The organism is Nonomuraea diastatica (genome assembly GCF_004349015.1).
Classification (GTDB): domain Bacteria; phylum Actinomycetota; class Actinomycetes; order Streptosporangiales; family Streptosporangiaceae; genus Nonomuraea; species Nonomuraea diastatica.
The window spans coordinates 39,848-59,932 of sequence record NZ_SMKP01000025.1; the positions used below are offsets into that span (position 1 = coordinate 39,848).

21 protein-coding genes are annotated in these 20,085 nt (G+C 70.1%); 8 read left to right on the plus strand and 13 right to left on the minus strand.

Going from position 1 to position 20,085, the window contains the following annotated elements; all coding sequences use genetic code 11:
• Positions 1-80: 80 nt before the first annotated feature.
• The 3 genes from E1294_RS11680 (at position 81) to E1294_RS11690 (ending at position 2,030) form a co-directional block, all read left to right on the plus strand.
• Positions 81-419 carry a histone-like nucleoid-structuring protein Lsr2 gene (locus tag E1294_RS11680; RefSeq protein WP_132507702.1) on the plus strand — a complete coding sequence of 113 codons (339 nt, stop codon included), beginning with the start codon at positions 81-83 and terminating at the stop codon, positions 417-419.
• Positions 420-860: 441 nt separating this feature from the next.
• Positions 861-1,802: a sulfotransferase gene (locus E1294_RS11685; protein ID WP_165977235.1), complete on the plus strand. Its 942-nt coding sequence runs from the start codon at positions 861-863 to the stop codon at positions 1,800-1,802.
• An 87-nt stretch (positions 1,803-1,889) separates the two neighbouring features.
• Positions 1,890-2,030: a hypothetical protein gene (locus E1294_RS11690; protein WP_220447684.1), complete on the plus strand. Its 141-nt coding sequence runs from the start codon at positions 1,890-1,892 to the stop codon at positions 2,028-2,030.
• Positions 2,031-2,045: 15 nt separating this feature from the next.
• Here the strand turns inward: E1294_RS11690 and E1294_RS11695 are convergent, their stop codons facing one another.
• From E1294_RS11695 to E1294_RS11735, 9 genes are all read right to left on the minus strand, one after another.
• Entirely contained in the window at positions 2,046-2,852 is an 807-nt protein-coding gene (locus tag E1294_RS11695; protein ID WP_165977236.1) for a carbon-nitrogen hydrolase family protein, read from the minus strand.
• A gap of 31 nt (positions 2,853-2,883) precedes the next feature.
• Positions 2,884-3,531 (minus strand): RraA family protein, encoded by a 648-nt coding sequence (locus E1294_RS11700; protein WP_132507706.1) that lies wholly within the window; start codon positions 3,529-3,531, stop codon positions 2,884-2,886.
• Between the two features lie 35 nt (positions 3,532-3,566).
• Positions 3,567-4,358 carry an ABC transporter permease gene (locus E1294_RS11705; protein ID WP_220447685.1) on the minus strand — a complete coding sequence of 264 codons (792 nt, stop codon included), beginning with the start codon at positions 4,356-4,358 and terminating at the stop codon, positions 3,567-3,569.
• Between the two features lie 9 nt (positions 4,359-4,367).
• Positions 4,368-5,228 (minus strand): ABC transporter permease, encoded by an 861-nt coding sequence (locus tag E1294_RS11710; protein ID WP_132507708.1) that lies wholly within the window; start codon positions 5,226-5,228, stop codon positions 4,368-4,370.
• On the minus strand, positions 5,225-6,280 hold the full coding sequence (locus E1294_RS11715; RefSeq protein WP_132507710.1) for an ABC transporter ATP-binding protein: 1,056 nt from the start codon (positions 6,278-6,280) through the stop codon (positions 5,225-5,227). Before E1294_RS11715 ends, E1294_RS11710 begins: the two co-directional genes overlap by 4 nt.
• Before the next feature lie 9 nt (positions 6,281-6,289).
• Positions 6,290-7,360, minus strand: coding sequence for an ABC transporter substrate-binding protein (locus E1294_RS11720; RefSeq protein ID WP_132507712.1), 1,071 nt, complete (start codon positions 7,358-7,360; stop codon positions 6,290-6,292).
• Entirely contained in the window at positions 7,357-8,049 is a 693-nt protein-coding gene (locus E1294_RS11725) for a GntR family transcriptional regulator (RefSeq protein ID WP_165977237.1), read from the minus strand. The genes E1294_RS11720 and E1294_RS11725 overlap by 4 nt, the downstream gene beginning before the upstream one ends.
• Positions 8,050-8,193: 144 nt before the next feature.
• Entirely contained in the window at positions 8,194-8,838 is a 645-nt protein-coding gene (locus E1294_RS11730) for a response regulator (protein WP_132507716.1), read from the minus strand.
• Complete coding sequence (locus tag E1294_RS11735; protein ID WP_220447686.1) at positions 8,835-9,938, minus strand: sensor histidine kinase; 1,104 nt, start codon at positions 9,936-9,938, stop codon at positions 8,835-8,837. Before E1294_RS11735 ends, E1294_RS11730 begins: the two co-directional genes overlap by 4 nt.
• A gap of 111 nt (positions 9,939-10,049) precedes the next feature.
• On the opposite strand from E1294_RS11735, the gene E1294_RS11740 reads away from it, so the two are divergent.
• Positions 10,050-10,796 (plus strand): ABC transporter ATP-binding protein, encoded by a 747-nt coding sequence (locus E1294_RS11740; protein ID WP_246082952.1) that lies wholly within the window; start codon positions 10,050-10,052, stop codon positions 10,794-10,796.
• The gene (locus tag E1294_RS11745; protein ID WP_132507718.1) at positions 10,793-11,554 is read left to right on the plus strand and encodes an ABC transporter permease; all 762 of its coding nucleotides are present in this window, start codon (positions 10,793-10,795) and stop codon (positions 11,552-11,554) included. Before E1294_RS11740 ends, E1294_RS11745 begins: the two co-directional genes overlap by 4 nt.
• A 30-nt stretch (positions 11,555-11,584) precedes the next feature.
• Here the strand turns inward: E1294_RS11745 and E1294_RS55670 are convergent, their stop codons facing one another.
• Positions 11,585-13,354, minus strand: coding sequence for a serine hydrolase (locus E1294_RS55670; protein WP_246082953.1), 1,770 nt, complete (start codon positions 13,352-13,354; stop codon positions 11,585-11,587).
• Positions 13,355-13,604: 250 nt separating this feature from the next.
• Complete coding sequence (locus E1294_RS11760) at positions 13,605-14,645, minus strand: NAD(P)-dependent alcohol dehydrogenase (RefSeq protein WP_132507720.1); 1,041 nt, start codon at positions 14,643-14,645, stop codon at positions 13,605-13,607.
• Between the two features lie 98 nt (positions 14,646-14,743).
• On the opposite strand from E1294_RS11760, the gene E1294_RS11765 reads away from it, so the two are divergent.
• The 3 genes from E1294_RS11765 (at position 14,744) to E1294_RS11775 (ending at position 17,045) form a co-directional block, all read left to right on the plus strand.
• Positions 14,744-15,328, plus strand: a complete 585-nt coding sequence (locus tag E1294_RS11765; protein ID WP_132507722.1) for a TetR/AcrR family transcriptional regulator — start codon at positions 14,744-14,746, stop codon at positions 15,326-15,328.
• The gene (locus tag E1294_RS11770) at positions 15,325-15,981 is read left to right on the plus strand and encodes a TetR/AcrR family transcriptional regulator (RefSeq protein WP_132507724.1); all 657 of its coding nucleotides are present in this window, start codon (positions 15,325-15,327) and stop codon (positions 15,979-15,981) included. Before E1294_RS11765 ends, E1294_RS11770 begins: the two co-directional genes overlap by 4 nt.
• Positions 15,982-16,139: 158 nt before the next feature.
• Positions 16,140-17,045, plus strand: a complete 906-nt coding sequence (locus tag E1294_RS11775; RefSeq protein WP_220447687.1) for a class I SAM-dependent methyltransferase — start codon at positions 16,140-16,142, stop codon at positions 17,043-17,045.
• A 64-nt stretch (positions 17,046-17,109) separates the two neighbouring features.
• On the opposite strand, the gene E1294_RS11780 is transcribed toward E1294_RS11775, so the two are convergent.
• Both E1294_RS11780 and E1294_RS11785 read right to left on the minus strand, forming a co-directional pair.
• The gene (locus E1294_RS11780; protein WP_132507726.1) at positions 17,110-18,621 is read right to left on the minus strand and encodes a protein kinase domain-containing protein; all 1,512 of its coding nucleotides are present in this window, start codon (positions 18,619-18,621) and stop codon (positions 17,110-17,112) included.
• The gene (locus tag E1294_RS11785; protein ID WP_342775045.1) at positions 18,611-19,948 is read right to left on the minus strand and encodes a DUF4407 domain-containing protein; all 1,338 of its coding nucleotides are present in this window, start codon (positions 19,946-19,948) and stop codon (positions 18,611-18,613) included. The genes E1294_RS11780 and E1294_RS11785 overlap by 11 nt, the downstream gene beginning before the upstream one ends.
• Between the last annotated feature and the right edge of the window lie 137 nt (positions 19,949-20,085).

Genomic DNA, 20,085 nt, shown 5'->3' on the forward strand with positions numbered 1-20,085 from the left:
CTCACACGACCCCGGACGATGCATATAGTGCTGAAGGCGGCTACAGTACGCTGCAACCATAGCGTCCTTGGAGCACCATCATGGCGAAGCGCATCGTTGAATCCTTTATCGACGACATCGACGGAAGTGAAGCCGAGGGAACCACCGCGTTCGCTCTCGACGGCACTAACTACGAGATCGACCTGTCCGGCGGCAACAGGGAGAAGTTGGAGAAGGCTCTCGCGCCCTTCATCACCAAGGCTCGCGCGGTCCGCGCCGAGCGGACACGTGGGCGGCGTGGAGCCGGCGGCTCCTCCCGGTCCATCAGCCGTGAGAAGTCCACCGAGATCAGGCGGTGGGCCAAGGCCCAGGGCCTCCCGGTGAGCGAGCGCGGCCGCATCGCCGCCACCATCGTGCAGCAGTACGAAGCGGCCCACTGACCGGGCGCGCCCGGCCCCGGCTCCGCCCTATTCGATACGGGGCCGCCGGCACGATCGAGCCGCACGAGCGCGCACATCTCCATAAGTCGCGGGAATTGCAGCCGGAGCCGAGTTCATCGAGACCGGCCCACGGCCGCCGGTGCAGAACAAAGGGAACTAGCGGTTACTGGCGCCGCTTTGAATAAAGGTTAATCTCGACCGTGCCGGCGGCCTCTTCGCGTGGGCGAGGGCCGGGCTCCTCGTCGACCCATGATGCCGGCGGCGTCGACCGCGGCCACGACCTCGATCCCCCCTCGCGCCGCGGTGCGATGAGCCCAGTTCGCCGAAGCGGTTTCGCTCAGGGGCGTTGGACCCTACGTTGGGGGGAATGACCCCGAGCATCACTCCTTCCCCCGGATCCCCCCTCGTCACCCATCTCTCCCCAGGCCCTCAGGTATGACCATGGCACCGACTCCCCCGCATCAGCCGATCCGCATCCTTTTCGTCGGAGGCCACGGCAGGTCGGGCAGCACCCTGGTCTCCCGTGCGCTGGGCGCGGCCGAGGGCGCGACCTGTGTCGGCGAACTGCGCTACCTCTGGACGCAGGGCGTGACGAAGAACCAGCTCTGCGGATGCAGCCGGAAATTTCGCCGGTGCACGTTCTGGCAGGAGGTCGGTCAGGCCGCCTTCGGCGGCTGGCGGAACGTCGACGCCGCCGAGATGGCCAGTTTGCACCGCTCCGTCATGCGTATCAGGCACGTGCCGCGCCATGTCCTGCCCGGCGCCACGGGCGCCTTCGCCCAGCGCGTCCACCGGTACGCCGAAACCATGGCCGCCGTATACCGGGGGATCGCCGAGGTCAGCGGCAGCCGGGTGATCGTCGACTCCTCCAAGTTCCCCACCTCGGCGCTGCTGCTGCGCCGGGTTTCCGGCATCGACCTGCGCATCGTCCAGCTCGTACGCGGCCCGCACGGCGTCGTCCACTCCTGGTCGCGCAAGGTCCAGCGCGCCGACAAGAACGGACGGCTGATGGCCACCCACTCACCGGTGCAGACCGCCGCCGAGTGGCTGGCCTTCAACGCCGCCATCGAGTCGTTCCGCCTGACCAGCACCCCGTGGACGCTCCTGCGCTACGAGGACTTCGTGGCCCAGCCGCGCCGCGAGCTGTCGAGGGTGCTGGAGTTCGCCGGGCTGCCGTCGGCCGGCACGCCGTTCCTCGGTGACGGCACGATCGACCTGCCCGCCGACCACAGCGTGGCCGGAAACCCGATGCGCATTCGTACGGGTGTGGTGCCGCTCAAGGCGGACGAGGAGTGGAGGTCGGCGATGGGCCCGGCCCGCCGCCGCATGGTCACCACCTTCACCGCCCCCGGCATGCTCCGCTACGGCTACCCGCTGCGCTGACCCGGCCTGACCGAGGTCGCTCCGGCGGGGGCACCACTTTCCTGCGCCCGGCACGTACGGCGGCGGCGGCCGGGCACCACCTGGCTGGTGGGCTCGGCCGAGGACGTGGCCACGTCGCCGCGCAAGTACCAGGCCCTCGGCATCACCCACTTCGTCCTCTCCGGCACCCCCTACCTGCCGGAGATCAAACGCCAGGGAGACCGGTTGCTGCCGCTGCCGCGCGAGTGAGCGCCTGGCCCCGCGTCACGAGGACGCGAGGGCGGCGACCGTGAAGCGCCGGTTGGCCAGGCTGGGGTTCTTGGCCCGCACCTGGTCGACCCGCTCGGCCGACAGGGTGCCCGACGCGAGCCCCTCCGACTCGCCGGCCGACGCGACGATCGTGCCCATCGGGTCGATGATCATGCTCTGTCCGGTGCAGTGAGGGCCGGACTGTCCCGCCATGATCAGGTAGGACGTGTTCTCGATCGCGCGGGCGCGGGCCAGCGTGGTCCAGTGGTCCTCCTTGGCGGGGCCGGCCACCCAGGCGGCGGGCACGATGATCGCGTTCGCGCCGGCGTCCACGAGCAACCGGGCGATCTCGGGAAAGCGCAGGTCGTAGCAGGTCATCACCCCGAACGTGAGCCCTCCCATGCGGAGGGTCAGCGGCGCGAACTCCGCGGGCTGGATGCGATCGGACTCCTTGTAGCCGAAGGCGTCGTAGAGGTGCACCTTGCGGTAGACGCCGATGCGCCCGCCTTCGGCGTCGAAGGCGACCACGGTGTTGGAGGAACGGTGATTGCCCGGCAGCTGCTCCGTCATGCCGGCGACGACCGCGATGCCGTGGCGCTTGGCGGCCTCGCCGACCGCGGACACGAACGGGCCGTCCAGCGTCTCCACGGCGCCGCTGATGTCGGCGGTGACGTCGGGGTTGCTGTACATCGCGTTCTCGGGAAGCACAACCAGCTCGGCTCCGTCGCCGGCGGCGCGCTCGATCAGCCCGCGCACCTTCGCGAGGTTCGACTCCTTGTCGGTGGTGGCGCCGAACTGCGCCACGGCGATCCTGATGCTCATCTGAACTCCTTGGGAAGCGGGGGAACGACGGTCATGCGAAGTACTTCGCCGCGCCCGAGTAGTCGGAGATGCGGCCGCCCGCCGCAATCGCCTCGCGGGCGGGGATCTCGGCGTCCTCCTTCCTCTTCAGCACCGCCGCGATCTCCAGCGCCTCGGCCGGGTCCAGGATCGCCACCCCGTCGGAGTCGGCGAACACCACGTCTCCCGGGGCGACCACGACGCCGCCGATCGACACCGGCACGTTGATGGACCCCTCGATGCCGGAGATCCGCGTGGTGTGGGCGGCGATGCCCCGCGAGTACGCGGGGAACCCGTAGCCGGCCATCTCTTCGATGTCGTTGATCCGCCCGTCGATGACGGCGCCCACGGCTCCCCTGGTCTTGGCCGTGAACGACACCAGCCCGCCGAAACACGACCGCTGCTCGTCGCCGCTCTGCTCGACGACGAGGACGTCACCCGGCCGCAGGTCGTCGACCGCGACGTGCACGGCGGTCGAGTCGAGATGCGGCAGGCGCACCGTGACCGCGGTGCCGACGAACTTCAACGGCCGCGCGTTGGGCGTCAGCCCCCGGGGAAAACCATGATCACGCAGGTGGCCGAGGGTCGAGGTGCAGACCTGGCTCAGGGCCTCGGCGATGCGGGGATCGATCGAGGGGGCGGACGGATGACGGACGAACATGAAACAACTCCCGATAACTGGTATCTGCTGAGGCCCTAGCGGAGGACCTTCTTCAGGCCGGCCGCCCGTTCGATGATCACCATGAACAACACGCTGATGGCGATCAGCACGACCGACAGCGCCGCGATCTGCGGATCGGTCCGGCTCTCCACGTAGTGGAAGATCTCGACGGGCAGGGTGGTGGCCTGCGGCCCGACGACGAAGAGGGAGATCACCGCCTCGTCGAAGGAGATGAGAAAGGCGATCACGCCGCCGGCCAGCACCCCGGGGGCGATGAGCGGCAGGGTCACGCGGGTGAACGTGCGCCAGGGGGACGCTCCGAGGGTGCGGGCGGCCTCCTCGCAGGACCGGTTCATGGTCATCAGGCTCATCGAGGTGGTCCTGACGACGTAGGGCACCGTGATGGCCAGGTGGGCCACGATGAGCCCGCCGTACGTGCCGGTGATCTTGAATGGGGCGAGGACCAGCAGCAGCGCGAGCCCGAGGACGATCGCCGGCACCATCAGCGGTGACAGGAAAAATCCGGACATGGTCTCGCGGAACCGGAAATCGTGCCTGGTCAGGGCTACCGCGACGGGCACCCCGATCAGCAGGGCCAGCAACGCCACCCCCGCGCCCACCACGGCGCTCACCTGGAACCCCTGGATGAACTCCGCGTTCTGGGCCAGGCGCTCGTACCACTGGAAGGTGAAGCCCTGCGGCGGGAAGGACATCGTCGACTGCGCGTCGAACGAGATGATCACCACCATGAGGATGGGCGCCAGGAGGAACAGGTACAGCAGGGTCACGACCACCCTGGTCGGCCAGCCCTTGAGCTTGGATGTCACGCCGCCCCCCTACTGGGCCTCGATGCGCCGCAGCGCCCGCTGGTAGATGACGATGACGACGGCGAAGAGCGCGAGCAGGATGAACGCGATCGCCGCGGCGAACGGCCAGTTGAGCGTCGCCGTCGCCTGGTCGTAGATCTCGGTCGCCAGGTAGAAGACCTTCCCGCCGCCCACCAGCCGCGGCGTGACGAACGAGCTGATCGTCAGCACGAACACCAGCAGCGCCCCGGTCAGCACCCCGGGCATGCTGAGCGGCCACACGATCCGCCAGAAGGTGCGCCAGCGGTTGGCTCCGAGGCTCTGCGCCGCGTGCTCGAGCTCGGGGTTGAACCGGCCGAAGCCCGCGAGCAGGCAGAGGATCATGTACGGCATCATGATCTCGACGAGCGCGATGTACACGCCGAGCCGGTTGTTGATCAGCGCGAGCGGCTGGTCGACCAAACCCGCGCCCATGAGCGCCTGGTTCACCACACCCTGGTTGCCGAGCAGGACGAGCCAGCCGTACGTACGGACGACCGAGCTCGTCAGCAGCGGCGCGACGGCCAGCGCCACCAGGATGCCCTTAAACCTGGACTCGGTCCTGACCAGGAACAACGCGATCGGATACGACACCAGGATCGTCAGCACCGTGACGCCTAGGCCCAGCAGCGTGGTCTCCCACGCCATGTCCCAGTAGTAGGAGTCCCCGACGAACTGCGCGTACGAGTCGAGGGTGAACGTCTCCTCGATGAACCCGGTGGAGTCCCCGCGGTTGAAGCTCATCCGCAGGAGCCAGGCCAGCGGCAGCACGAAGGAGACGGCCAGGCCGAGCAGCCCGGGCACCGTCAGGCCCAGCACGGTCAGCCGGGCGGAGCGGGTCTTCGCACTCATGTCAGTACCAGGGCGTCCTCGGTCTGCCAGGACAGCCGCACGCTAGCGCCGCGTTCGAGACGCTCCGCCGCGCCGGCCACCGACTGGACGGACACGGTGGCGTCCCCGACCCGCACGTCGTACTCGATGGAGTCGCCCACGTAGACGACCGTCTCGACCGTGCCGTGGGCGTCGTCGGCCGCAGCCTTGCTCACCTGCATGCGGTGCGGGCGGACCAGCACCGTCGCGGGCCCCTTCGCGCCGTGGTCGTCCACGGCCCGCAGCTGCCCGAGCCCGGCCACGTCGAGCTCCGCGACGCCGTTCGCGGTGTGCGTGATCTCGGCGTCGAAGAGGTTGGCGCGGCCGATGAAATTGGCGACGAACCGGTTGGCGGGATGCTCGTAGATCTGCTCGGGCGTGCCGACCTGCTCGATGACGCCCTCCGACATGACGACGATGCGGTCGGACACGGCCAGCGCCTCGTCCTGGTCGTGGGTGACGAAGACGGTGGTGATGCCCAGCTTGCGCTGGATCGACCGGATCTCCTCGCGCATGGTGTCGCGCAGTTTGGCGTCCAGGTTGGACAGCGGCTCGTCGAGCAGCAGCACCGACGGCTCGATGACCAGGGCACGGGCGAGCGCCACCCGCTGCTGCTGGCCACCGGAGAGCTGCTTGATGCGGCGGCCGCTCAGATGACCCAGCCTGACCAGGTCGAGCGCCTCCTCGACCCGTCGCTTGGCCTCCGCCTTGGAGGTGCGGCGCATCTCCAGGCCGAAGGCGACGTTGCGCGCGACGTTCAGGTGGGGGAAGAGCGCGTAGTTCTGGAAGACCAGGCCCATGCCGCGCTGGTGGACGGGGGTCCTGGTCAGTTCCTTGCCGTCCAGGTGGATGCGGCCCGAGGTCGCCTCGATGAGACCGGCGATCATCCGCAGGGTCGTCGTCTTACCGCACCCGGAAGGGCCCAGCAGGGAGACGAACTCGCCCCGGTCGATGCCGAGCGTGAAGTCCGCGACGCTGGGGCGCTCCGTCCCGGGATATGTCTTGACGATGTCGTCGAGCTGGAGGAAGGACATCGCGCCGCCTCAGTTCGCCAGGATCTCGCGGCGCCACAACTGCGTCCACTTCTCGCGGTTGGCGGCCACCTGTGTCCAGTCGACCTGCAGGATCTCGGCGGTCTTCGCCGGGTCGAGCGAGGTGCGCTTCAGCGCCTCCTCGCTCGGCTTCGCCTTGGTGTTGGTGGGCGCGTAGAACATGGCCTCGGTGAAGGCCTCCTGCGACTCGGGGCTCAGCGTGTAGTTGATGAACGTCTGCGCGGCGGCCGGGGACGGCGAGTCCTTCACCAGGTTGATGGTGTTGATCTGGAAGATGGTCTGCTCGTCCACGATGGCCACTTTCAGCTTGCCCTTGCTCTCGTCGGCGTAGTACTGGCCGCGGGCGTTCCAGCCGACGGCCAGCGCCGCGGTCCCCGACTGCACGAGCGTGTACGAGTCGGGCTGCGGCGCCCATGTCTGCACGTTCGGCGCCAGCTGCTTGAGCCGGGCGATGCCCTGGTCGACGGACTTGGTGTAGTCGCCGCCCGCCTTGGCGTTCTCGATGAGCATGAGGCCGGTGCCCTGGATGTCGGGCTGTGCCGGCACCACGACCTTGCCCTTGTACTTGGGGTCCCACAGGGCGTCCCACGTGGTGGGGGCGGGGGTGACGGAGTCGTTGTAGAGGAGGACGAGGCTGTCGAACGTCAGCGCGGGGCCGAAGTTGCCCTCGACCTTGCCCCGGGGGTCGATGTCCTTCATGTTCGGCACCTTGGCCGGGTCGAGCGGCTGGAACACCTCGGACTTGTTGCCGGTGCCGGAGGTGGAGACGTCCATGATGGAGACGTCGGTGTCCGGACTGTTCCTCGCGGCGCGCAGTGACGCCAGGTTCTCGGCGGAGTTGGCCGAGCCTACGAAGTTGACCTTGATCTTCGGGTGCTTCTTCTGGAACGGCTCGATGACGGACGTCTTGAAGACGTCCTCGAAGATTCCCGAATATCCCTTGACGGTGATGGTTCCTGAGTCGGGCGCGTCGTTGGTGGGGGTGCTGGAGCTACCGGAACAGCCCGCCACCGTGGCCAGCGTGATAGCGAGCAGCCCGCCGGCCAGCGGCTTCAACTTCATGGTGGTTCTCCTTGCGGCGACGAGGCCGGCGACGGAGCGGGGATCACGGGGTCGAGCTGCTGCAGCGCCATCTGCCGTGCGTACGACTTGTCGATGTGCTGCCGCACCAGTGCCTCTGACTTGTCCGGATCCTTCTCCTTGAGCGCGGCCTGGATCGCCCGGTGGTCCTCGTTGGTGTTCTCCATGCCGAGCGTGCTGTGGGCCAGATACCAGATCCGCAGAGATCCGCAGTTGAGCCGGTTCACCGCTTCGGCCAGGAACGGGTTGTCGGTCGACTTCGCGATCTCCAGGTGGAACTGGTGGTCGTACTCGATGGCCCCGTACGGCTGGCTGGCCGCGATCTCGTCGTCGATGCGATCGCAGATCCGTTCCAGCTCGTCGAGCTGCGCGGGGGTGGCGCGCCTGGCCGCCAGCCGCGCCACCGGCTCCTCCAGGAGGTGGCGCGCCTCGTACAGCCTGGACAGATCCCTGACCCGGATCCCGCGCACGTAAGGGGTGCGGTGCGGCGGGTAGTTGATGAACTGCTCGTCGGCCAGCTTTTTGAGCGCCTCCCTGATGGGGGTGCGCCCGAACCCGTAGCGGGTCGAGAGCATCGCGTCGTCCAGGGGCAGATCCTCGACGAGGTCGCCCGTGACGATCGCCCTTCGCAGCACGTGGTACGCCTGCTCAGTCTTTGTCCGTCCGGTCAAGGTCATCCGTATACCCTCGATATATTTGGAGTACAAGGAAAGTACGAGACGGCCCACGCAGAGGTCAAGACCCCAATCTCACAACGCGCCTGATTTATTTCTTTTTGTCGCGATCATGTGCCGAGATCGGTCACCGACAACCCGTCAGCGCAGGATGCCTTCGTGCAGGGCGCGCAACACGGCGTTGGTGCGATCGCGGGCGTCGAGCTTGAGCAGGATCGCGGACACGTGGTTCTTCACCGTGCCCTCGGCCAGGAACAACGCCCTGGCGATCTCACGGTTGGCGTAGCCCTCGGCCACCAGCCGCAACACTTCGAGCTCGCGCTCGGTGAGCTCCTGCGCCGGCGCCGCGTCGCCGCCGGCCGGTGGGGGGCCGGAGCGGATCGCGCGCAGCAGCCGGTCGGTGATCGACGGCGCGACAAGTGTGCCGCCGTCGGCCAGGGTGCGCACCGCCCTGGTCAGCTGCTCCAAGGTCACGTCCTTGAGCAGGTAGCCGCGCGCGCCCGCCCGGAGCGCCTGCAACACGAGCGTGTCGTCGTTGAAGGTCGTCAGCACGAGGACCGGCGTCTCGATGCCTCGCTCACGGAGGCGTTCGAGTGTCCAGATCCCGTCGTACCGTGGCATTCTCAGATCCAGCAACACCACGTCCGGCCCGGCCGCGACGATGACCTCGATCGCCGCCAGCCCGTCGTCGGCCTCGCCGGCCACCTCGACGCCGGCGACCTCCAGCAGGCTGCGGATCCCCTGACGGACGAGCGTCTGGTCGTCGACCACCACGACCCGGGTCACGACGCCGGCACCTGAGCCGTGACCCGGAACCCGCTCCGGCCATCGATGCTGACCTCGCCGCCGAGCGCCTCGAACCGCTCGACCAGCCCGCGCAGCCCGTTGCCGAGCACCGGATCGGCCGCGCCACGACCGTCGTCCACGGCGGTCAGCCGCACCGCGTCGCCGTCGGGCTCGACCTCGATCCAGAGTTCGCGGGCGCCGGCATGCCTGATCGTGTTGGTGACGATCTCCTGCACGGCCCGTACGAGCGCCGCGATCTGCTCCTCACCTGCCTGCACCTCGGGCGCGACCTCGATCGACACCTCGAGGCCCGGCAGATCACGCACGACCTGCCGCAGAGCCTCCGTGAGGTCGGACGACTCGGTGCGCAGCCGGCCGACGGTGGCGCGTACGTCGCCCAGCAGGTCGCGCGCCACCCGGTTGGCCCGCTCGACGTGCTCCCTGGCCCGCTGCCCGTCGCGGTGACGCGCCGCCTCCAGCTCCAGGGTGAGCACGGTCAGCTGGTGGCCGATGAGGTCGTGCAGATCGCGGGAGATCCGGAGCCGTTCGGCGGTGCGCGCCGACTCCGACAGCAGCACGCTCGCCGCCTGGAGCCCGACGTGCGCCTCGGTCAGCTCACGCCGCATGTGCTGCTCCCGCATGGTCACCAGCGAGCTCAGCAGCGTAGCCGCCTGGATGAGCACGTAGAAGCCGATGCCGAGGGCCGTCTCCGCGGCGTCCATGGAGCGCCATGCCGCGGTCAAGGTGAGCACCACGGTGTTGAGCCCCACCACGACGAAGCCGGCCCACGGGGGCACGACATGGACGCTCATCGCGGCGACGATCACCAGCAGGATCGGCAGGAGGTTCCATTGCGGCGCGGACACCACCACGGCCCACGCCGCCACGACCGCCACCGCGAACGCCACGTGCCGGACCGGCCGCGGACGGCCCGAGCCGCCGGCGACGAGGACGGCCACGATGAACACCGCGAACAACACGATCCACAAGACCCGGGGAATGGCCGTCGCGGCCGCGCCGACCAGGACCGGACCGCCGGCCACGACCGACACGACGAACATCGCCAGCCCCGACCACTCCTCCGGCCCGAGTCGACGCATGGCCTCACCCTAACGCGGGCCCGCCTCCGTCCTGGGGTGCCGAAAGTCATGGGCGCGGGCCCTGACCTTCGGCACAGGCGCGCGCCCACCGGGCCCGCCTAACGTCGCCGCATGGAAGAGACAGATATGACGGACACAGCGGTGGACGCCGCGAACCTCCGCAAACGCTACGGCGGCACGGTGGCGGTCGACGATGTGAGCCTGCGCGTCCGGACGGGCGAGATCCTCGGCATCCTCGGCGGCAACGGGGCCGGCAAGACCACCACGGTGGAGATGATCGCCGGGCTGCGGACGCCTGACAGCGGACGTGTCCGGGTGCTCGGCCTCGATCCTGGGCGCGATCGCGCGAGGCTCCGCCAGGTGCTGGGGGTGCAGCTCCAGGAGGCCCAGCTCCACCACGCGCTGACGGTCTCCGAGCTCATCGGCTTGTTCCACAGCTTCTACCCGCATCCGAGACCCGTCGAGGAGGTCCTGGAGCTCGTCGAGCTGACCGACCGGCGTACGACCCGCTTCGAGAAGCTCTCCGGCGGCCAGCAGCAGCGGCTCTCCATCGCCGTGGCCCTCGTCGGGCGGCCCCGCGTCGTGATCCTCGACGAGCTCACGACCGGGCTGGACCCGCGTACGCGCCGGCGGATGTGGGCCGCGGTCGAGCGGCTGCGCGACGAGCGGGTCACGGTTCTGCTCGTGAGTCACGCGATGGAGGAGGTGGAGCGGCTCTGCGATCGGGTGGCCCTCCTCGACGCCGGCCGCCTCGTGGCGCTCGACACGCCCGCCGGACTGGTCGCCCGGACGGGAGCCGCGAACCTCGACGACGCGTTCGTCACCCTTACGGGATCACGGCCGGAGGAGACCTCATGACCGTCGACACCCGCCGTCCCGGCCTGGGATCCTGGCTGACACTCGTCCGGTGCGAGGCCAAGATGGTCGTCCGTGACACGGCCGGCCTCGTCGTGCCCATCGGGCTGCCGCTGCTGATCCTCGTGATGAACGCCTCGGCGGCCGGCGACGAGGTGGTGGTGAACGGCCGCACCGTGCTGGACGTCTACGTCCTGCCCCTGGTGCTGACCATCGTCATCGCCACCATCGGCGTCGTCAACATGCCCAGCTTCCTGGCGTACTACCGGCGTGCCGGGATCCTGCGCCGCCTGTCGGTCACGCCTGCCTCGCCGGCCATGGTGTTGATCGCCCAGGCGGTGGTGAGCGCGCTGCAGACGATCATCGGCATCGGGGTGGCGCTCGCCGTGGCCGTGCTCGTGTTCGACGCCAACCTCCCCGTGCGTCTCGTCACGGCGCTCGGCCTTCTCCTGCTCGCGACCGCGGCGATGTACGCCGTCGGCATGATCGTGGCCGCCGTCGCCCCGACGCCGAACTCGGCCGTGGCGATCGGGCTCGTCGCCTTCTTCGGCATCGGCGCCCTCGGCGGGCTGTTCGGCAGCCGTGAGACCCTTCCCGAGGCGCTGGCGACGGCGGGCGAATGGCTCCCGTTCGGCGCCACCGTCGAGGTCCTGTCGGACGCCTGGGCGGGCACCCCCATCGAGCCCCTCCATCTGATGAGTCTGTCCGTGACGGTCCTCGTCGGCGGCGCCGTCTCGGCCGCGTTCTTCCGATGGGACTGACCCGGCCTCACCCAGAGGCCGGATGCCAGGTCAGGGACGCTCGCCGCGCAACTGGGCGACGGCGTTGGCCGCCGCCCAGCCGATCAGCGCGTCGAGGTGGGGGGCGTTGGGTGCGGGGTCGTCGGCACGGGTGAAGACGCCCACGGCGCACGTGCCGCCGTCGGCGAACTCGACCACACCGACCTCGTTGCGGACCAGCGGGAGGGTGCCCGTCTTGCCGCTGATCACGATGCCGTCTCCGGGGAACCCGCTGGTCAGCCGGTGTGGCCAGATCTGGTCGCCCATCCAGCCGCGGACCAGCGCGCAGGCCTCGGGCGCGGCCGCCTCGTCGCGCCAGATCCCGGCCAGCAACCGGGTGATCTCCTCGGGCGTCGTCCTGCAGGTCTCCTCGGGCACCAGCGCCCGCAGCGCCTGGAGGCTCTCCAGCGGCACCTCGGCCAGTTCCCGCTCGTCGTCGCGGTAGCCGATCCCGAGGTCCTCCGCGAGGGAGGCCAGGATCTCCGCGCAGTTCTGCGGCACGGCCGTCGCGGTGAGACCGAGCTCGGCGAGCAGCGCCGCCACCCGGTCCTTGCCGACCCGGTCGATGACGAGGTCGGTGGCCACGTTGTCGCTGATCACGATCATCAGATGGGCGAGATCGCGGTACGACACGACGGCGTGGTCGCGGTGCACCGACAGACCGTACGGTGACGGCACACCGCCCGGCGGCACGGTGACCCGCTCGGAGAGGTCGATCGCGCCGGCCACCGACTGGCGGGCCAGTTCGAGGGCGACCGGCACCTTGAGCACCGACGCGGTGACCACCGGGGTGGTCTCCCCGACGCCCACCGTCATCCCGCTTGCCAGGTCCCGCGCGTGCAGCCAGATGTCGGCGCCGAGCTCGCGCGCGTGGTCGCGGATCTCGCCGGGGGTCGCCGCCCTGGCGGCGACCCCCGGCCTCAGGCGGGTCTCGGCTCCGCGCAGGTGGTCGACGGCCAGCCTGCCCACCGTGCCGACGCAGGCGTCCGCGGCGGGGATGCGGTATTCGTGGCTGCCGGACCGTACGAAGACGGCGACGGCGTACCGGCGCCCGCCGAACTCGACGACGCCGACCTCGTTGCGCCAGAAGCGCAGGGTGCCCGTCTTGGCGCTCACCTGCATGCCGGGCTCGGTGAACCCGGAGCGCAGGCGGTGCGGCCAGGCCTGCAGGCTGAGGATGCGGCGCATCTCGGCGCACTGCGCGGGGGGCGCCGCCTCGTCGTTCCAGATGGCGGCGAGCAGCCGGGTGATCTCGCGGGGGGTGCCTGCCTGCAGGGCCCGTTCCGGATCCACCGCGCGGGCGGCGCGCCACACCTCGGGGTCGGCCTCGTCGTCCGGCACGTCCTCGTAGATGCTCTGGTAGATGTCGTCGCACGTGCCGTCGACCCGGGTCGTGGTCAGGCCGAGCTCGCGCAGGGTGGCGTTGATCGCCTCGGTGCCGAGAAGGCCGACGAGGATGTCCGTGGCGGCGTTGTCGCTGACGCTCATCATCCAGTAGGCGAGGTCGCGCAGCGAGAGCTCGATCGGGTCGGCCATCACGGACAGCCCGGTAGGTCCTGCCGAGCGCCCCTCGACGGGGACGTCGATCCGTTCCGCGGGGTCGAGCCGCCCGTCGCCGAACCGCCGGAACACCTCCACCAGCACCGGGATCTTGAAGACGCTCGCGAGCACCACGAGCTCGTCCTCGCCGTACCCGATCTCCTCGCCGCTGTCGAGATCGACGGCGTGCGCCCAGGCCCGCGCTCCGATCGCGCCGAGGACCTGCTCCACCTGTTGCTTCACACGTTTCTCCTGTCGTCTCAGCGCCGGCGGCGCAGTTCCCGGCCGGGCAGGCGCCCTGCGGGAACGCCGTCGGCGAGCACGCCGAGGTCGCGCAGGCCGAGGTCGCGCAGGCCGAGGTCGCGCAGGAGTTCATCCGATCGGACGAACTAGGCGGCCACTTTCGTCCCTCTCCACGAAGAGCCTGCGGTCGACCGCGGCCACCCGGCCGCCTGCCCTTACGCGGAGGGCGCCGCCGTGTGGCGCCCGGCGTTCAGGACAGGTCAGACATGTCGAGGACGAAGCGGTAGCGTACGTCGTTGCGTTCGAGGCGGTCGAGTGCCTCGTTCACGCGCGCCGAGGGGAGCAGCTCGACGTCGGCGGCGACGCCGTGCTCGGCGCAGAAATCCAGCAGGGCGGCGGTCGCGGGCCGGCCGCCGCTGCCCGCGGAGCTGAGCTTCTTACGCCCGACGAGCAGGTCCATGACCTGAAGGGTGACCTGCCCGAGGTGCCCGACGAGGTTGAGAGTCCCGTCCATGGCCACCAGCCGCAGATAGGGGCCGAGGTCGTGCGGGGCGGGGATGGTGTCGATGACGACGTCGAACCGGTCCCGCGCCGCGGCCATCCGGTCCGGATCCGTGGAGACGACGACGTCGTGGGCGCCGAGCCGGCGGGCGTCGCCGGCCTTGCCCGCCGACCGGCTGATGATCGTGGTGTCGGCGCCGAGCGCCACGGCGAGCTTGACCGCGAGGTGGCCGAGGCCGCCCAGCCCCGCCACGGCGACGCGGGTGCCCGGCCCCACGCCGAGCGTGCTCAGCGGCTCCCAGACGCTGATCCCGGCGCAGAGCAGCGGAGCCGCGGCGGCGGGGTCGAGGCCGGCGGGGAGCCGGTAGGCGAACCGGTCGCGGACGACGTACTCGCGCGAGTAGGCGCCCAGGGTGGCCGATCCGTCGTGGCGGTCGGTGCCGCCGTAGGTGAGGGTCGGGAACGCGTGGCAGAAGTTCTCCTGGCCGGCGCGGCACATGGCGCACTCCCCGCACGCGTCGACGATGTTGCCGACCGCGACGGGGTCGCCGGCGGCGAACCGGGTGACCTCGGACCCGATCTCGGTCACCACGCCCGTGAACTCGTGGCCGGGCACGACGGACGCGCCGGCCTCGCGGTGGGCGCGGACGGCGTGCAGGTCGGTGTGGCAGACGCCGCAGTGGTCCACGCGTACCGCGATGTCGTCAGGGCGCAGGTCGCGCCGTTCGACTGACGCCCGACGCAGCGTCGTCGCGGGGCCGTCCGCGCGCCACCCCACTGTGGTCCTCATCTGTGGATCTCCTATAAACAGACTGTTCGGTCTATTGCAGACTGGCATACGGGATGCCCGCATAGCAAACCAACTGTTCTGTTTGGTAAGCTCGCGCCATGGCCGACCAGCCCCTGACCTCCCGCGGCGCCGCGACGCGCGGCCGCATCCTCGACGCGGCAACCAGGGAGTTCGCCGAGCACGGCATCGCCGGGGCGCGCATCGAGCGGATCGTGGCGGCCGCACGCACCAACAAGGCGCAGCTCTACGCCTATTTCGGCAGCAAGGAAGGGTTGTTCGACGCCATCTTCTTCGGCTCGCTCGAGCGGATCACCAACGTCGTCCCGATCGACGCCACCGACCTCGCCGACTGGGCCGTGCGCCTCTACGACGAATATCTCCGCCGCCCCGACCTCATCCGGCTGGCCACCTGGGCGCGCCTGGAGCGGCGCCCCGCCGGTCACCTTGTCGAAGACACCGACCGCGTCGACGAGCACAAACTGCGCGCCATCGCCGGGGCCCAGGCCGCGGGGATCGTACGACCGGGCGACCCGTTCGACGTGATGGCCCTGGTCATCGCGATGTCCATGGCCTGGTCGCCGGTCAGCAACGTCTACGCCGCGACCGCCGACGAGCCCTCCGACGCCCACGAGCAGCGTCGCGCCCTGCTCCGCGAGAGCGTCAAGCGCGCCGTGATGACGTGAGCGCCCGCACCGGCGCGGCGACGCCGGCCCCCGGCCGCCGCGAACGCAAGAAGCAGGCCACCAGGGCCGCGCTCCGCGACGCCGCCGTGCGGCTGGCCCTGCGCCACGGCGTCGAGAACGTCACGGTCGAGCAGATCGCCGACGAGGCCGACATCGCGCTGCGGACCTTCTTCAACTACTTCTCCAGCAAAGAAGAGGCCATGGTGGCGCCCGTGTCGTCCGCCGCGGAGCAGCTCATCACCCAGTTCAGGGCCCGGCCACGCACGGAGTCGGTCCTGCGGGCGTTCCGCGAGGCGGTGCTCATCGTCCTCAACGAGAGCGACGCCGTCAGCCACGACCACATGGAGGCGTTGCGGCTCATCCGGCGCGAACCATCGTTGATGCCCCAGCAACTGGCCGTGCTCGCCGCCCAGGAGAAGACCTTCGCCGAGGCGATCGCCGAACGCGTCGATTCCCCGAGCCGCGACGGTTTCTATCCGGCCGTGTGCGCGGCCGCCGTTCTGGCGGCGCTCCACGTCGTCCTGGACAGGTGGCTCGATCAGGCCGCAAACCAGGACCACGCGTCCGCCACGGCCCTGCTGGGTCAGCAGTGCGACGCGGCCATCGCCGAGCTCGCCGCCGGCCTGGACCGTCCCGGCCCCGCGACCGCGTAAGGCTCCCCGTCGCGTGGGCGGCCCCGGGGGCGGCGGGGAGCGTGCTGCGCACCGACTTCCGCCATGCGGAAATCCCGCTAAATCGGTATTTATCACACGTGATACGTTAAACGGGTCGTTTGTCCCTGTAGTGACACAGCCACCCAGAAAGGCAGAGTGTGCGAGCAGACGATCAGATCACTGACCGGAAGCTAGAAAAGGCCGACTTCAACGACATCTACGATCGGCCAGACCCCCGGGCGTACTTCGACCGCCTCGGCAGCCTGGACTACGCCGTCCCCCACCATGGCCAGCGCGTCTTCCTCAAGGTGCTCGACGCACTCGACGTGGACTCACCGACCGTCGTGGACCTGTGTTGTTCGTACGGCGTGAACGCGGCGCTGATGAAATGCGACCTCACGCTCGACCACCTCTACGACCACTACGCTGACGACCAGGTGGCCCACCTGGCCCCAGAACAGCTCGCCGACGAAGACCGCAGCTTTTACCGGAGCCACCGGCGGCGGGCCGCTCCGCGGGTGATCGGGCTGGACACCGCCTCGTCAGCCGTCGAATACGCCGTGAACGTGGGCCTGCTGGACGCGGGGGCGTCCGACAACCTGGAGCAGAACGACCCGTCGCCCGAGCTGGCCAAGATCGTCGGCGAGGCCGACCTCATCACGGTCACCGGCGGCATCGGCTACATCACCGACCGGTCGATCGACCGCCTGCTCGACTGCACCTCCCCCGACCGCCGTCCATGGTTCGCCGCCTTGTGCCTGCGGACGGTCGACTTCACCCCCGTGGCCGACACGCTCGCCCGCCACGGTCTGATCACGGAGCAACTGGACAACGCCACTTTCCCGCAGCGGCGGTTCGCCGACGACCTGGAGCGGAAGTTCGCCCTGCGGTCACTGGCCGAGCAGGGCCTCGACCCCACGGGCAAGGAAGCGGACGGTGAGTACCACGTCAACGTCTTCCTCTCCCGTCCCAGCGAGGACGTCGCCGTCGCGCCCATCGACGCGCTCCTGGATGACCTGGCCCCACCTGACAGCCCCTCCGCCATGAACCACCTGCCCGGCTGAGCCCGCCGGCCGGAGGCCGCTGCCTCCACGGCCTCGGCCTCCGGTCGCACCACGCTTCGCCGCCTCAGCCGGCGAGTCTGCGCGCCACCTCCTCGCGAAGCCCCGACGGCAACAGGGGCACCAGGCTGCCGCGGCAGGACGGCGGAACCTGCGCCAGCAGCCCGGCGATCGTGGCAGGCGGAAGGCGGCTCAGCGCCTGAGCCGCCGGGTCCTTCTGCATCGCGGCGACGGCGAGGCCGGTCTGCCGGGTGTCGGCGGCGGCCATCGCCTCGATGGCCGCCGCCGAATGCCGATCGTGCATCTGGCCCAGAACGAGCCCGCGGTGGTGGGCGCCCATCGCCAGGACCACCCTCGCCACCAGGCCCGGGTCGCGCACCTGGTTCAGCAGCCAGCCCGCGCGGGACGGGAGCAACATCTGGAGGATCGTCGCGCTCTTCGCCGCCTGGCGGCACATCTCCTCCACCGCGGCGGTCGTGAACAGTTTCCACCGCTCGGCGAGCAGCACCGCCGCCTCGTCGGGGGGCAGGGTGAGGATCATCGAACCCCGTTCCGCGTCGCCGACGTCCGCCAGCGTCCGGCGTACTCGTCCGGCCGCCACACCGGCGCCCGCTCCCCCGCCACCTCCATCGCCTCCGGAGACGCCCCTGCCATCGGAGACGCCTTGGCTGCCGGGAACACCGCCGTTCGCCCGTGCGGCGTCCTCCTTCCTGGCAGGCCGGGAAGACCGGGGTGGCGTTGTCGTAGAAGCACGCGACGGCCGCCGCGGTCCGGCGCCGGGATCGCCCCTGGCGGCCCCTTCCAGCTGCCGTGCCAGCTCACCGGCGGTCATCCGGTTGGCCGGGCTCTTGGCGAGCAGCCGGTTGAGCATCGGCTTGAGCCGGACCGCCCTGGTCATGGGGTCCGGGGGCGAGGTGAGGATCGCGAACCTGGTGGCCTCCTCGGTGCTCTTGTGGAACGGCGGGCGTCCTTCCAGGGCCGTGTAGAGGGTGGCCCCGAGCGACCACAGGTCGGCCGCCGGGCCCACCGGCGTGCCGCGTATGCGCTCGGGGGCGATGAAGTCGGGGGTGCCGACCACGTGGCCGAGCATGGTGATGCGCTCGTGGCCCTCGATGGTGGCGATCCCGAAGTCGACCAGGACGACCGAGCTGGAAGCGGTGATCAGGATGTTGTCCGGCTTCACGTCGCGGTGGAGCACGCCTACCGCGTGTGCGGCGGCGAGCGCGTCGAGCGCCTGGGCGCCGATGCGCACCACGGCGGGCTCGGACAGCGGCGCCCTTGTGATGAGCGCGCCGAGCACGGTGCCCTGGACGTAGTCCATCACGATCCACGGGCCGTCGGGGGCGTCGAGCACGTCGTGCACGCGGACGATGCCGGGGTGGTCGATCCTGGCCAGCGCCTGCGCCTCGCGTTCGGCCCGCGCCTTCAGCTCCGGCAGGCGCCCGACGTCCGCGCGCACCTGCTTGAGCGCCACCACCCGGTCGAGCTTGTTGTCACGGCCGCGCCAGACCCATCCCATGCCGCCGCTGCCCAGTTGCGCCTCGATGACGAACCGGCCGGCGACGCGCTTACCAATCATCGTTCAGCCCGGCGTATTCGGCCCGCCCGCCGGTCGCGGCCGTCCGTGGGGCGCGGTCGTCCCGGAGGTCGCGCAGCGCCTCGTCCTCGAAGCTCCTGGTCGCGTTGTGCTCCTGCCGCGGCGGCGGGAACGGGGTGCCGGCGTCGTGGAAGGCGTCCGTGCGCGGCTCGTCCACGGTGTACGGCCGGGTCGCGCCGTCCCGCCGGGCGCCGCGCGCGAGCCGCCTGTCAGCCTCGTTGATCTGGTCGATGGCGTCGTTGACCTCCTGTTTCTCCAGCGCCGCCAGGATCGTGTCGTAGCTGCCCGGCCGCTGCATGAGCTTGACGAGGATCGGCAGGCACTCGATGAGCAGGATGAACAGGAACAGCAGGAGCCTCGCCGTGCTGAGGGTGGCGTTGTCCCGTGAGACCCTGCTGAGCGCCTCCAGCCGCAGCATCAGGCCGTCGGATCCCTTGATCTCGTCGGCGAAGCCGTCTCTCAGCCCGGCCTGCTGCTCGGTCAGTTTGTCCAGCTCGGTCTGCACGGCGCGCAGGTCCTGCTCCGCCTGGGTCAGCCTGCTCGCCTTCCCCGCCTTCTGAGTGTCGGTGAGCTGCCGCCTGCGCTGCTCGATCTGCCCGTCGAGGTCCTTCGCCCGGTCGCGGGCCGTGATGTACGCCTCCTCCGCCGCCTTCGCGAGAGGACCTCGGCCCTTCTTCGCGCACTTGGGCGGCCCGATGTACAGCTGGCACTGCCATTCCTGGTAGGCCTTGTCACGCTGCTTCACGGCCTGCGTCCGCGACTTGGTCAGCTCCTGGACCCGGGGGTCGGCGGCCGGGTCGAGCGGGCTCTCGCCGCGGGAGACGATCACGGCTTCCAGTGCCGTGGCCGACTTCTCCAGCTCGGCGATGCGCCGGCCGGTCTCGCCCGCCTGCTGCGCGCGGGTGAACGCGTCGGTCCGCTCCTGCTGGATGTCGACGATCTCGGCGTCGATCTCGGGCTTGAAGATCTGCAGGACCAGCGGCGTGGAGATGACGGCGCCGAGCAGCAGCGCGAGGAGCACCCGGGGCAGGGCGAGCCAGAAGCGCCGTCCGCCCTGGGCCGGCAGGGAGGTGACGAGCCACCGGTCGAGGCTCAGGATCGCCACGCCCCAGACGAGGCCGATGAGGACGGCGAGCGGCGGGAACACCTTGAGCGCCGAGGCGAGAGCGAACGTCATGGAGATGGCGGCGACGCAGGCCGTGGTCAGGATGGCGCCACCCATGCCGTGGAATCTGGCGCGCTCTCCCTTGCACGTGTCCAGCACTTCCGGACGCGCACCCGACAAGACGATCAACCATCTACCGACCACACGCCACCCCGGGGGAAAGGGACAGGACGCCGCACAACCTATCCCGTGAGTAGTCCACTGACTACCTTGACATCATCCCCCTCGTCAGCGAAAGGGATTCTCACGACGGACGCAGCCGAACGTCCGGGCAAGCTCTT